At 42.2% G+C, this 13502-nt stretch carries 15 protein-coding genes; 3 read left to right on the top strand and 12 right to left on the bottom strand.

All coding sequences use genetic code 11. The features are described from left to right. Positions 1-28: 28 nt before the first annotated feature. From whiA to cdaA, 11 genes are all read right to left on the bottom strand, one after another. Positions 29-949 carry a DNA-binding protein WhiA gene (whiA, locus tag DW738_RS01240; protein WP_117744071.1) on the bottom strand — a complete coding sequence of 307 codons (921 nt, stop codon included), beginning with the start codon at positions 947-949 and terminating at the stop codon, positions 29-31. After that, the gene (locus tag DW738_RS01235; protein ID WP_123160112.1) at positions 946-1923 is read right to left on the bottom strand and encodes a YvcK family protein; all 978 of its coding nucleotides are present in this window, start codon (positions 1921-1923) and stop codon (positions 946-948) included. Before DW738_RS01235 ends, whiA begins: the two co-directional genes overlap by 4 nt. After that, positions 1920-2816 (bottom strand): RNase adapter RapZ, encoded by an 897-nt coding sequence (gene rapZ, locus DW738_RS01230; RefSeq protein ID WP_023022776.1) that lies wholly within the window; start codon positions 2814-2816, stop codon positions 1920-1922. Before rapZ ends, DW738_RS01235 begins: the two co-directional genes overlap by 4 nt. Before the next feature lie 112 nt (positions 2817-2928). Then, the gene (locus tag DW738_RS01225; protein WP_123160111.1) at positions 2929-3306 is read right to left on the bottom strand and encodes a RidA family protein; all 378 of its coding nucleotides are present in this window, start codon (positions 3304-3306) and stop codon (positions 2929-2931) included. Between the two features lie 16 nt (positions 3307-3322). After that, the gene (locus DW738_RS01220) at positions 3323-3484 is read right to left on the bottom strand and encodes a hypothetical protein (protein ID WP_123160110.1); all 162 of its coding nucleotides are present in this window, start codon (positions 3482-3484) and stop codon (positions 3323-3325) included. A 23-nt stretch (positions 3485-3507) separates the two neighbouring features. Then, complete coding sequence (obgE, locus tag DW738_RS01215) at positions 3508-4821, bottom strand: GTPase ObgE (RefSeq protein ID WP_123160109.1); 1314 nt, start codon at positions 4819-4821, stop codon at positions 3508-3510. Between the two features lie 45 nt (positions 4822-4866). Next, positions 4867-4998, bottom strand: coding sequence for a DUF4044 domain-containing protein (locus DW738_RS01210; RefSeq protein ID WP_006596603.1), 132 nt, complete (start codon positions 4996-4998; stop codon positions 4867-4869). 193 nt (positions 4999-5191) lie between these two features. Further along, positions 5192-6505 (bottom strand): Ig-like domain-containing protein, encoded by a 1314-nt coding sequence (locus DW738_RS01205; RefSeq protein WP_123160108.1) that lies wholly within the window; start codon positions 6503-6505, stop codon positions 5192-5194. Between the two features lie 42 nt (positions 6506-6547). Continuing rightward, a complete protein-coding gene (glmM, locus tag DW738_RS01200; protein WP_123160107.1) occupies positions 6548-7903 on the bottom strand; it encodes a phosphoglucosamine mutase in 1356 nt (451 codons plus the stop codon). Between the two features lie 27 nt (positions 7904-7930). Next, positions 7931-8671 (bottom strand): CdaR family protein, encoded by a 741-nt coding sequence (locus DW738_RS01195; protein WP_123160106.1) that lies wholly within the window; start codon positions 8669-8671, stop codon positions 7931-7933. After that, positions 8668-9516 carry a diadenylate cyclase CdaA gene (gene cdaA / locus DW738_RS01190; RefSeq protein ID WP_123160105.1) on the bottom strand — a complete coding sequence of 283 codons (849 nt, stop codon included), beginning with the start codon at positions 9514-9516 and terminating at the stop codon, positions 8668-8670. Before cdaA ends, DW738_RS01195 begins: the two co-directional genes overlap by 4 nt. A gap of 182 nt (positions 9517-9698) precedes the next feature. Here cdaA and murT point away from each other — a divergent pair, with 182 nt between their 5' ends. The 3 genes from murT to DW738_RS01175 are packed head-to-tail and all read left to right on the top strand — an operon-like array spanning position 9699 to position 12139. After that, entirely contained in the window at positions 9699-11039 is a 1341-nt protein-coding gene (murT, locus tag DW738_RS01185; protein ID WP_123160104.1) for a lipid II isoglutaminyl synthase subunit MurT, read from the top strand. Next, entirely contained in the window at positions 11039-11827 is a 789-nt protein-coding gene (gene gatD, locus DW738_RS01180; protein ID WP_023022762.1) for a lipid II isoglutaminyl synthase subunit GatD, read from the top strand. The genes murT and gatD overlap by 1 nt, the downstream gene beginning before the upstream one ends. A 9-nt stretch (positions 11828-11836) precedes the next feature. After that, on the top strand, positions 11837-12139 hold the full coding sequence (locus DW738_RS01175) for a lipopolysaccharide assembly protein LapA domain-containing protein (protein WP_023026638.1): 303 nt from the start codon (positions 11837-11839) through the stop codon (positions 12137-12139). Between the two features lie 86 nt (positions 12140-12225). Here the strand turns inward: DW738_RS01175 and DW738_RS01170 are convergent, their stop codons facing one another. Then, the gene (locus tag DW738_RS01170; RefSeq protein WP_120702133.1) at positions 12226-13401 is read right to left on the bottom strand and encodes an MFS transporter; all 1176 of its coding nucleotides are present in this window, start codon (positions 13399-13401) and stop codon (positions 12226-12228) included. Between the last annotated feature and the right edge of the window lie 101 nt (positions 13402-13502).

The raw sequence follows: 13502 nt of genomic DNA, 5'->3' as shown, positions 1-13502 counted from the left end.
ATCAAAAGATTCAAAGGATTTTTTCTGCTTACAAATTATCCAATTCTTCTGCAATCTTATTGATTTTCCGCAAGCGATGATTGACGCCACTTTTGGTCAAGGGCGTTTTCAAGGCATCTGCAATTTGCTGAATGGAATAGTCGGGATTCTGAATTCGAACATAAGCAACTTCCTGAAGCTCGACAGGAAGGCCACCTAATCCAATAGTATCCATGATTTTGACGATATTGTTGATGGTCTTCATACTAGCTGTAACCGTCCGCGCTATATTGGCCATTTCAGCATTGTTGGCTCGATTAAGATCATTGCGCGCCTCTCGCATGACTTTGACAGACTCAAATTCTTCCAAGGCCTGCTTCGCTTCTACCAAGATGAGGAAATCAATAATATCCTCCGCCCGCTGCAAATAGGTGACAACTCCTTTTTTGCGTTCGATGGTCTTGGCATCTAACAAAAAGTGTTGCATCAGGTTGGCCAAATCCTGGGCATGGTCAGAATAAACCGAACTAATCTCTAATTGATAGCGTCCTGATTCTGGATCCTTGATGGTCCCACTTGCTAAGAAAGCTCCTCTCAGATAAGCTCGACTTGCTTCGTCTTCTTCTAAGATTCTCGGGTCAATCCCAGTCTCAATACCAAAGAAAGAATCAGCCAAATGCAGGTCTGCAAGAATCTCTTCGACTTTTTCATCAATAGAAACAGTATAGACGCGATTCTTTTTCAAATTGGTTTTTTGGTGGTGACGAATGTCCGACTTGACCTGATAAAACTCCATAATCAATTCATAGATATGGCGGGCAATCTTAGCATTCTCCGTTGTCAGAGACAAACTTAAGCCCCCCATACTCAAGCCCAAACTACCTGACATCTTAATCAGAGCAGATAATTCACTTTTCTCAAAGCGGTGAAGGGTCAAGAGCTCTTCTTTTACTTTAATGGTAAAACTCATTTAATCACCTGTACCATTTGCATCAGTTCATCCACAACAGCTTCTCCATCATGGAAGGCTCCGCCATTTTCCAAGCGTAGGAAATTGGTTGAAATAACTCGGGGCACCTGAGCTTTTAAACCTGCAAAATCGTGTTCCACTTGAACCAGATATTCATCAAAGCGATTCGTGTTCATGTATTCTTGAGGTACTTTTTCAATATTGACCAAAACAGTATCAATAAAAGGCTTCTTCAAGTGTTTATGAAGGACAGATACATGGTCACTGTCAGTAAAGTGTTCTGTCTCCCCTCGTTGGGTCATGATGTTGCAGACATAAGCGACCTCTGCTTTTGTCTCAAGCAAGGCTTGTCCAATTTCTTCAATCACTAGATTAGGAAGGATCGATGTAAAGAGAGAACCGGGCCCTAAAATAACCATATCACTTTCTAAAATCGCATCTACCACTTTTCGACTCGCTTTCGGCGTCTCATCATTATAGGTATTAGTGACATAGACATAATCAATCATGCCCTCATGATGGGCGATTTCACTCTCCCCAGCGACCTCTGACCCATCCATAAAGACGGCATGAAGGGTCAACGGTGTATCGCTGGAAGGATAAATTTTTCCTGTCGTATGGAAAAATTTCGTAAGCAATTGCATGGCATTATAGGTCGAGCCCTGCATTTCAGAAATTCCGGCAATAATCAAATTCCCTAGAGGATGACCAGCTAGTGGCCCATCGTCTTCCGCAAAACGATATTGAAAGACTTTTTCATAAAAGCGAGGCATGTCAGACATGGCTACTAGTACATTTCGCAAGTCGCCTGGTGGGGTCAATTGATGAATATTTTTTCGAAGTTCTCCAGAACTACCACCATCATCCGCCACTGTCACAATGGCCGTAATTTCAACATCCTTTTTCCGTAGGCTATTCAAGATGACAGAAATCCCTGTACCGCCTCCGATGACGGTCATTTTTGGTTTTCTCATGAACGATTCACCGTTTCTTTCCGTCGGTCTTTGTCGCGATGACTCATATTAACCGTCCAATCTTTAGCTAAATCACGTCCGAGCCGTGCCGCAAAGGCAACTGAACGGTGTTGACCGCCTGTACATCCCATAGCAATAGTCAAGACAGACTTCCCTTCTCGTTTGTATGCTGGCAAGATGGGAGCAATCAACTCGTAAAGATGACGATAAAACTCTTCTGATTCTTTGTGATCCATGACATAGTTATAGACATCATCGTCTAGCCCCGTTTGATTCCGTAGCTCTGGTTGGTAATAAGGATTAGGTAGGAAACGAACATCAAAGACCAAGTCTGCATCTAAAGGCAAACCATACTTAAAACCAAAGGACATGACTTCAATCCGAAACTCAGGCTGGCTATCTTGTCTGGAGAATTGTTCAGCAATCACTTTTCGAAGGTTCCGTGGAGTTAATTCCGTCGTATCAATGACATTTTGACTCATGTTTTTAAGCGGAGCCAAAAGTTCACGTTCGAGAGTAATCCCATCTAAGACGCGCCCATCAGCAGCCAGTGGATGACTACGACGGGTTTCTTTGTAGCGAGCAACCAATTCACTATCGGTCGCATCCAAAAAGAGAATTTTAAAATCAATTCCTTCGTGATTCTCTAATTCATCCAAAATGGAGCGAATTTCTGCGAAGAAAGACCGACTACGCATATCCACGACGAGAGCCAATTTGTTATTGTCCATCGAGAGTTGAATCAGCTCTATAAATTTTGGCAAGAGAGCTGGAGGCATATTATCAATGGTGAAATAGCCCATATCTTCAAAGGACTGAATGGCTACGGTCTTCCCTGCTCCACTCATTCCTGTTACAATGACCAGTTGAATTGTTTTTTCTGTATCTGTCATCCTAATCACCTTTTCCTTACAAAAAAGGAGGAGGGCATCATCTTTCCAGTTGGTCAGTCGATGGCTCTCACTCCAACATTCCTTTTACCCGAATGCATTCCTTCTATTGAGACTATACTTCTGCAATCACTTCGATTTCGATTTTGACATCGCGTGGCAAGCGAGCCACTTCTACTGCAGAACGTGCTGGAAATTCACTTGAAAATGCTGTCTTATAAACCTCATTAAAAGGTACAAAATCATTCATATCACCTAAGAAACAGGTTGTTTTCAACACGTGATCAAAGTCCGTTCCAGCTTCTTCAAGGATAGCAGCAATATTTTTCAAGACTTGTTGGGTTTGTTCTTGAATGGTTTCACCAACAATTTCACCTGTTTCTGGTGAAAGGGGAACTTGCCCACTTGCAAATAAGAGATTGCCCACTATTTTTCCTTGAACATAAGGACCAATTGCTGCTGGTGCTTTGTCTGTGTGAATTGTTTTTGCCATTTTCTTCTCCTGATTCCTAATGTTCACTGGATGCTGCTAGTTTTTCCCGTTCTAACCGTAACTTACGATTGGGATTCAACTTATTAAAGAGTTCTTCCAATTTTTCTGCATTCCAAACGTCTGCAGCAGAGACAAAATTTCCGTCTTTATCACGAAAAGATATTGGTTTATCTCCCATCTTCTTCTCCTCTTTAGCTCTAACTAGTCAACAAATTCAAATTCGAATTTACCGATACGTACGATATCTCCATCTTTGGCACCACGCGCACGAAGGGCTTCATCGACACCCATTCCGCGCAATTGACGCGCAAATTTCATGACAGACTCGTCGCGATCAAAATTGGTCATATTGAAGAGCTTCTCTAGCTTATCACCGGACAAGATCCAAGAAGCATCATCATCACGATTAATCTCGAAGGCTGGTTGTTCCTCATCAAAGCCGTAGTAGACTTCTTCTTGCGCCATATCTTCTTCTGTATAGAGCAAGAATTCTGGTGTTTTGTCTAACAAGTCTGCTGTTGCTTCTAACAAATTGTCCAAACCTTGATGCGCCAAACTAGAGATTGGGAAGATCTGTGGTAGTTCATCAAACTCGTCGTAATTGGCCGCCAATTTTTTCTTGAACTCTTTCAAATTTTCCTGGCTCTCTGGCATATCCATCTTATTCGCCACGATAATCTGCGGACGTTCCATCAAGCGAAGATTATAGGTTTCAAGCTCTTTATTGATTTGAACGTAATCTTCATAAGGATCGCGTCCTTCACTGGCTGACATATCGATGACATGCAAGATGACACGGGTGCGCTCGATGTGACGAAGGAACTGAGTCCCCAGTCCGACCCCTTGGCTAGCCCCTTCAATCAATCCAGGAAGGTCTGCTACTGCAAAGGATTCACCTGACGGCGTCCGAACCATGCCCAAGTTTGGAACGATGGTTGTAAAATGATAGGCCCCAATTTTTGGTTTGGCAGAAGTAATCACACTAAGAAGAGTTGATTTCCCTACTGATGGGAAGCCAACCAGACCAACGTCTGCCAAGACTTTGAGTTCTAATTCGAGTTCGCGTTCCTGACCCGGTTCCCCATTTTCTGAAATCTCAGGTGCTGGATTTTTAGGAGTGGCAAAACGGATATTCCCGCGCCCTCCACGTCCTCCATGGGCAACAATGTACTCTTGCCCATTTTCAACCAAGTCGGTAATGACCTTACCAGTCTCAGCATCTCGGACAGTTGTTCCTTGCGGCACTCGCACATAGAGATCTTCTGCTCCCCGTCCGTGCATCCCTTTGGTCATTCCTTTTTCCCCATTTTGGGCTTTGAAATGCCGGTTATAACGGAAGTCCATCAGCGTGCGCAGGCCTTCGTCTACAACGAAGATCACATTGCCTCCGCGTCCACCATCACCACCCCAAGGGCCGCCATTGGGAACATACTTTTCACGGCGAAAGGCCACCATGCCATCGCCGCCATTTCCAGCCTTGACCTTAATCTTGGCTGTATCTAAAAACATACTCATAGTTTATCGTTTTCCTTTTATAACCAAGTGTTGCTTGGTAGTCCCTTAGTAGGATAGTGCACCCAAAGCTGCAGCAAAGATTGCTCCAACTGTTACAATCAACATAATAACAATGACCAGCATGGTCAATTTTTCAAAGAAAGTTTTTTTGCGTTTTCCGTTGTCTCCAAAAGCCACGTTTTTTACCTCAATTACAATAAATTCATTAGCCCTATTTTACCACGAATAAGGGCATTTTTCAAACATCCACCTCCTAGAGGAAAGGGAGCTATTGGATGAAATAAATTTTTCAACATCGACACTTGTTTAACTACACTTTTATAGAAGCATCAAAAAAGACTGGAAAATTCCAGCCTTTTAATAACGAGTATTATTTGGTTAGCTTCTTAGAGCGTAACACAGTATAGCCAACCGCACAACCCAAGATACCAACCAGGATAATCACAGGCGTCATCTTTTCACCCGTACGAGGAAGGACTTTTTTCTTCCCAGTTTTTGGAATATCATTGCTTTCTGTTGTAGTCGGATCGGAAGGTTTTGATGTCGTTGTTGCTGTAGATGAGCTCGATGAAGAACTAGAACTTGATGAAGAGGATGAGCTCGATGAAGAACTAGAACTTGATGAAGAGGATGAGCTCGATGAAGAACTAGAACTTGAAGTCGGTGGGGTTTGTTCTTTCTCACCTAATCCTTCTCCAGATCCTGATTCCAGTCTCACTTCTCGTATTAAGCTACGAGGCTCAGGGAAATTGGTTGCTGTCCATGTCAAAGTATTATGAACGAGATCTCCAACTTTTGTACCAGGAGCTACTTTAGTAGAGTATTCAATGTACATTGGCCAATGGTAGTTATCTCCAAATTCAATAGTAAATCCTGTGATCTGACCAGCTGCATTCTTGTCGAAGACAGCTTTTTTACTGAAATTGTCTAATACTGGCAGACTTAAAATATGGGCTTCGTTTCTAATTCCACCATCTACTGGATTAAAGCGAACCGCACGGAAACTACCTTCTACCAGTGTCAAACCATCTCCAAATTGATCCTTAATGACCATTCCACGAAGGATATCTTGACGAGCATTTAAGATAATCCGCCATTTTACAATCGTTGGATCTGTTTGGTCTTGGTAGCCATATTTCATTTCATAGTCACCAGCTTGACCATCTGTTTTTTCGTAGTTTAATGAAAAATCTGTATTGCCAATTTTAAAGGTCAGTGGGGATGTTTTGGTAACAACCTCTGGATCAACTTTCACATCAAAACGTAAAGAAACGCGTTTATTGAGTGGGTGTGAAGCAAAGTAATCGTTAAACGTAACCGTTACAGTCTTGTTTGCCGAATTGACAACAGCTTTCCCAACTGTCTGACCATTTGTTTGGCCTTCTTCTACCACATCAAATTCTAGAGCTGTATAGAAGGTTAATTCTTTAGGCAAAGACAAGGTCAGGGTGTCACCTGCTTGAATGGATTGTGTATCTGGAAAGGCTACATTGATGGTAGCGGACAATTTTTCGTTTGATAAGACTGTAGTTCCACTGGTTACTACTTGGTTTTCCTTGGTCAGACTAGCTGTTTGCGTATAAGACAGGACTTCAGACGCTTGAATCGTTTGCACAAAAGCATTCGAAAAGAGAACTGTAGCAACAAGGGCTAGAGCCCACATCACTCGACGTAAATATTTCATATTGACCTCCTTAACTCTCACTTGGAGAGTTTACTTCTTTATTTAATCTTCAAGACCAATTTCATCTTTGACTACAGCAGCAATGGTATCCACATAGTAATCCACTTCTTCATCAGTCGGAGCTTCTGCCATGACACGAAGTAGTGGTTCGGTACCACTTGGACGAACTAAGATACGACCATTCCCAGCCATTTCAGCTTCCATTTTTTCAATAATTGCACGAATGGCCGGAACTTCCATAGCCTTATCTTTCATGCTATTTTCAACACGGATATTAACTAATTTTTGAGGATAGATGGTAACTTCTGATGCAAGGTCTGATAAGGTTCGACCAGTTTCTTGCATAATCTTAGTCAATTGAACGGCACTCATCTGGCCATCTCCAGTGGTATTGTAGTCCATGACAATCACGTGACCAGATTGCTCTCCACCAAGATTGTATCCGGACTTCCGCATCTCTTCAACTACATAGCGGTCTCCTACAGCAGTCACAACCTTATGAATACCTTTGGCATCCAAGGCTTTATGGAATCCAAGATTGGACATGACCGTCGTTACGATGGTGTTATCTTTTAAGAGGCCCTTATCAGAAAGGTAGGTTCCAATGATGTACATGATTTTATCACCATCGACTAGGTCCCCATTTTCGTCAACCGCAATCAAACGGTCACTATCACCATCAAAAGCCAAACCAATAGCTGCACCAGACTCTCGAACAGCCTCCTGCAAAGCCTCAGGATGGGTAGAGCCCACTTGATCATTGATATTAAGACCATTTGGGCTTTCTCCAATAACTGTTAAACGTGCTCCTAAGTCAGCAAAGACTTGGCGGGCACTTGTAGATGCTGAACCATTCGCAGCATCTAGAGCCACGTGCATTCCTTCAAGCTGGGTTCCAGTTGAAACTAAGTATTCTTGATACTTACGAAGTCCTTCAGGATAGTCCATTACCGTTCCAAGACCTTCCGCACTAGGACGAGGAAGAGTATCAGACTCCGCATCCAATAAGGCTTCAATCTCTAGTTCACGGTCATCGTCTAATTTATAGCCGTCATTTCCAAAGAATTTAATCCCATTGTCTAAGGCTGGATTATGACTGGCAGAAATCATGACCCCAGCACTTGCACCTTCAGAACGAACCAAATAAGCTACACCTGGTGTCGCGATGACACCGAGTTTATAAACTTTAATCCCTACAGATAGGAGACCTGCTACGAGAGCACTTTCTAACATTTCACCAGAAATACGGGTATCTCGTCCTACGAAAACAAGTGGAGTTCCTTTTTCATGTTGGCTGAGGACATAACCTCCGTATCGACCGAGCTTAAAGGCCAACTCTGGCGTCAATTCGACGTTTGCTTCTCCACGGACTCCGTCCGTTCCAAAATATTTACCCATTATGATAATCCTTTCGATGATTCTTTATTAATTGCTATTATTTGATGAGGAACTGGATGAAGAAGAGCTAGAACTTGTCTGTTTCAACTCAACCTTCATGTATAGTTCTGATGGAGAGATAATAACTGGCAAATCATTTCCCTCGCTATCTACTGCCTTCAAGGAGACGGTTGCTGTGTAGGTATTGCTTAAAAGATCTCCTTCAGGGAAGATGGCTTCTACATGATCAACTTTGGCTAAAGTATCCTGGTCGCTGGTTACAGAGACCTTATCTTCAGAAAAAGTAACATGTGAGAGATTCCACCCTGGGGCAATTTGTTTGTCTGGTACCGTGACGGAAACATCAAACTTTTTCGTCTTTTTCTTACCAATTTTTGCAGTAACTTTCTCAGGCTCAATGGTTGCAGTCAAACCAGAAGGTAGGTTTTCGACCTTTAAGGTGATTTCATGCTGGCCCTCTTTCAGATTGCTAAGATCGGCTACCACTTTAAATTTACGAGTACTAGCCTGCATTTCTGATGCTAAGGCGACACGGTTAGATCCCTTCAGAAAAACTGTTACTTCTGAACTAATCCCGCTAACAAAATATTTACTATCGTTATATTTTACATCAATCGGAATATTGGTTAAGGTGTTCGTGTAAGTTTCAGAGCTCACTTGACGAGCACTACTGTTATTTTGGAAATTAACAGAGGTGGCAATGATGAATAAGAGACTTGAGAAAAAGACTGATGTCACAATATAGACAATTTTTCTTTTTGGAATCATTTGATACGTCCTCCAAAAATTCTTGATTTCAAATCTTTTTTTCCTTGATCTTCTGGAATAATGAAGGAACGCAATTCTTGTTCGAATTCTTCGATACTGAGGTCGTTTCTAAAGCTCCCATTTCTCGCAATGGAGATACCACCCGTTTCTTCCGAAACAACAAAGGTGAAGGCATCACTTACCTCAGACAAGCCGATTGCAGCCCGGTGTCGCGTACCGAACTCTTTTGAAATTCCCGTGCTTTCTGTTAAGGGAAGATAGGCACAAGATACAGCAATTTTATCATTGGTAACAATCACAGCCCCATCATGAAGTGGGGTGTTGGGGATAAAAATATTGATCAGTAGTTCACCTGATACATCTGCATCAAGGGGAATACCTGTGGATATGTATTCTTGAAGGGTTCTACTTCCTTGTATCGCAACCAAGGCCCCAATCTTCCGAGGGCTCATATAGGCAACTGCTTTTACATAAGATTGAACCAATTTTTCTTCTGTACTAATCTGGTTGGTTGAGAAAAATTCAGTTGCTCGACCTAATCGTTCTAATCCCGTCCGAATTTCCGGAGAGAAAATCACTACCGCAGCAATGACCCCGTAGGTGATGATTTGGTTGATCAACCAAGAAATGGTCGTTAAACCAATCATATTGGCAATTAACTCAAATAAGAAAAAGGTCAAGACACCACGGACTAAAATCATAATTTTAGTGCCGACAATGGCTTTGATAAAATAATACAATAACCAAGCCACTAGGGCAATGTCAATAAGGTTGACAACCACACTCCAGGGAGTGGGAAATAAACTGGCCCAGTACTGGGGATTTGACAGTTGTTGGATGTTCACGATCTCATACCTACCACTTCTCTTCTAGGCTTATCGAACGGCTAACAAATTGTAGAATCTTACTAGCAACAGCAAGGCTTCTATCAAAAGGATAGCGCGTTCAAACCACTCTACATCATTATATCATGTTTCAACAGATTTTTCTGTAACCTTCTGTTGGTTTTTGTGATAAAATATGAATTATGAAGATTAAGACTAGTATGGGGCTTATTGCCGGAAAAATAAGTAGTCACCTCTTGCGTATGCTTGGACGTGGCTCTACCTTTCCTGGAAAAATTGCCCTTCAAATTGATAAAGATATTTTACAACACCTGGCCCAGAACTACGAAATTGTAGTCATCACTGGTACGAATGGGAAAACACTAACAACGGCTCTCACTGTAGGCATTCTTCAGGAGGCTTTTGGACCTATCGTGACCAATCCTAGTGGTGCCAATATGATTTCAGGGATTACGACTACTTTCTTGAACGCAAAAGGTTCTTCTGGTCGTCCAATCGCTGTTCTTGAAATCGATGAAGCCAGCCTATCTCGGATTTGTGACTACATCACACCGACCTTGTTTGTGATCACCAATATTTTCCGCGATCAAATGGACCGCTACGGAGAAATCTACACGACTTATCGGATGATCTTGGATGGGATTAAAAATGCGCCTCAAGCGACTGTTTTGATGAATGGGGATAGTCCTCTTTTCCATACCCTTCCCCTACCAAATCCCGTTCAATATTTTGGCTTTGAGACGGAAAAAACTGCTCCACAGCTAGCTCATTACAATACAGAAGGAATCGTCTGCCCAGAATGTCATGGCATCTTGACCTACCAGTTGAATACCTATGCGAATCTAGGGGATTACCTCTGTGAAAACTGTGGCTTCCACCGTCCTCCTTTGACAGTCGCTGTCGATGAATTGACCGAGTTAACCAATACTTCTTCTCACTTCAAGATTAACGGCACAAATTACCACATCAATATCGGGGGCCTCTATAATATTTATAATGCCCTTGCTGCAGTTGCTGTTGCCCATTATTTTGAAGTAAGTCCAGACGTCATTAAGCGTGGTTTCGACAAGAGTAAGGCTGTCTTTGGTCGTCAAGAAACTTTTAAGATTGGGGACAAGGAATGTACCTTGGTCCTGATCAAAAATCCAGTCGGTGCGACGCAGGCTATTGAAATGATCAAGCTAGCACCTTATCCATTCAGCTTGTCCGTACTTCTCAATGCCAACTATGCTGACGGGATAGACACCAGCTGGATCTGGGATGCAGACTTTGAACAAATCACTCAAATGGACATTCCAGAGATCAATGCTGGAGGGGTGCGCCACTCTGAAATTGCTCGGCGACTTCGGGTTACAGGCTATCCTGCTGAAAAGATCACAGAAATAGCTGAATTAAAAGAGGTCTTCCAACGCATCCAGCAACAGGAAACCCCTCACGCCTATATTTTAGCCACCTATACGGCCATGCTAGAATTCCGTGAACTTCTAGCTCAAGAACACCTGATTGGAAAGGAGATGAATTAATGACCTACACTTCACTACAATCCCCTGATCAGGAAACCTACCAATACGAATTGAGAATTGCCCATCTTTATGGGAATCTGATGAATACATATGGCGACAATGGAAATATCCTCATGCTCAAGTACGTTGCGGAGAAGCTTGGTGCTCATGTCACTGTGGATATCGTTTCTCTCAAAGACCGCTTTGATCCAGAAGTCTACGATATTGCCTTTTTCGGTGGAGGTCAAGACTACGAACAGACCATTGTATCAGAAGATCTACCAGATAAAAAAGAAGACCTCGAGCGCTTTATTCATGACGATGGTGTAGTCCTTGCTATCTGTGGTGGCTTTCAGCTTCTAGGTCAGTACTACATTGAAGCTTCTGGCAAACGCATTGAAGGTCTTGGTATTATGGGGCATTACACTCTCAACCAAGAAAACAACCGCTATATTGGCGACATCAAGATCCATAACGAAGAGTTCAATGAAACCTACTATGGTTTTGAAAACCACCAGGGTCGGACCTTCTTGGCAGAGGATGAAAAACCGCTGGGCAAGGTCGTCTATGGAAATGGGAACAACAAGGAAGATGGGTGCGAAGGCGTTCATTACAAAAACGTCTTTGGGAGCTACTTCCACGGCCCTATCCTCTCTCGTAACGCCAATTTAGCCTATCGCTTGGTGACAACTGCTCTAAAGAAAAAATATGGACAAGACATCGACCTAGCGACTTACAATGATATCTTAAGCCTTGAAAAAGCAGAAGAATACGCTGATGTGAAAAGCAAGGCTGAATTAGAAGAATAAGGAGACAAAATGAATAAACGAAAACTACAATATGTTACACTACTGATTTCTGTACTGCTCATTGCAATTATTTCCTTGGCCAATATGCAAACGGTGACTGTGAACTTTTTGCTGGTCCAATTTAAACTCCCTCTCATCATTTTGATTCTGATCTGTGTCCTTCTCGGTTCGCTAGTGACTTTCTTAGTCAGCCTTCCAAAAAATTTCTCATTAAAACATGAATTAAAATCTGCGAAAAAACAACTAGGACAAAAGATGTCGAGCGAAAAAGAAGAAAAAATCGAACAAATCGAAAACAAAAGCACCGATTGATTTTTTAGCATCGCTTCGGTTGTTTTCTGTAAAATAGTTTGTCTAGATCAAAAAAAGCACCAGTCGGTGCTTTTTTTCATGCTGATCTAATGACTTTTTGATGGTAGCTGCTTGGCTACTAGTTGGGCTAGGAAGGAAAAGAGAATGACGCCAGCGCCAATCAGGAGAAAGGATTCTACTCGGACGCTTGGCAACCAAGTCATCAAGCCTTTGGCAATGGGCATAAAGAGAATGGCCAGGGTAAAAATGGTGCTTAAGACCCTGCCTAGATAGTCTCCTTCCACCTTGGTTTGCACTTGGGTAAAAAAGTGGATATTAAAAATCGTCATAAAGAGTTCACAGACTAAATTTCCAGAAAAGGAAAGGAGAGGAGGAAGAGGTAAGCCCATCATGAATACTCCTACTCCTGTTAAAATCAATAAGAAGAGAAGCATCTCCATGCTTGATTTAAATTTATTGGCGATCAAGGCTCCGATAATGGACCCGATAGCTCCCAAGGTTAAGATGGTCGCATAAGCCCCCTTGACTCCGTAAAGTCGATTGGAAAAGGGAAGTAAAAACTCAAAAGCTGCAAAAAAGAAATTGACACTGGAAGCAACCAACAAGAGAAAGAAAATGTCTTTCTGCTGCCAGATGTAGTGCAATCCATCCTTTATATCAGAAAAAATATCCTTTGCCGTAAACCCTTTCTTTTCTTGAACCTTTTCTTCTTTCGGCAGTAAAGCAACCAGTACAAAAGCAATGAAAAAGGTCAGTGCATCCAGTAAGAGGGTCGCATGGAGACTGGCAAATTGTAAAATAAGAAAAGAGAACACGGGAGAAGTGACACCAATAACCTGTAAGACCAACTCCAAGTGGGCATTATAAGTCACAATCTCGTCTTTCTCTACAAGTTCTGTAATAATGGCTTTATTGGCAGTTCTAGAAAAAGCGAAGGCAATGGCTTGGACAATATTGGCAACAATCAGGGCTGCAATCATCCAACGATCGTTCCTGATAAAAGAAATGCCCAAACAAAGAAGCCCACAAACCATGTCGGTCGTCATCAAAATCTTGCGACGGGAAAAACGATCTGAGATCACGCCTCCAAATGGATTAACTAGAATGGAGGTCACAAGTTCAGAAATCTGATAAATCCCCAATACTGTCTTTCCTACCGTCCCCATCGAGGCCAGCCAGACACTATTCCCATAATCATAGAGCATATTTCCCATTCTATTGATCGCACCACGAGAAATTAACTGGACTGCATGTCGCTTCATAAAAAAACCTCCTTCATTTTCTGAAACTATTGTATCAGTTCATGAAAGAGGTTTTCATTTTGTCCCTTATTTGGGAAAAATAATAGGTTGCAATTTTATAA

The sequence above is a fragment of the Streptococcus sp. AM28-20 genome, from assembly GCF_003603595.1.
In the GTDB taxonomy this organism is placed as follows: domain Bacteria; phylum Bacillota; class Bacilli; order Lactobacillales; family Streptococcaceae; genus Streptococcus; species Streptococcus ilei.
Note: the sequence above shows the minus strand (reverse complement) of the source record. Positions and strands in the feature narration are given on the sequence as shown.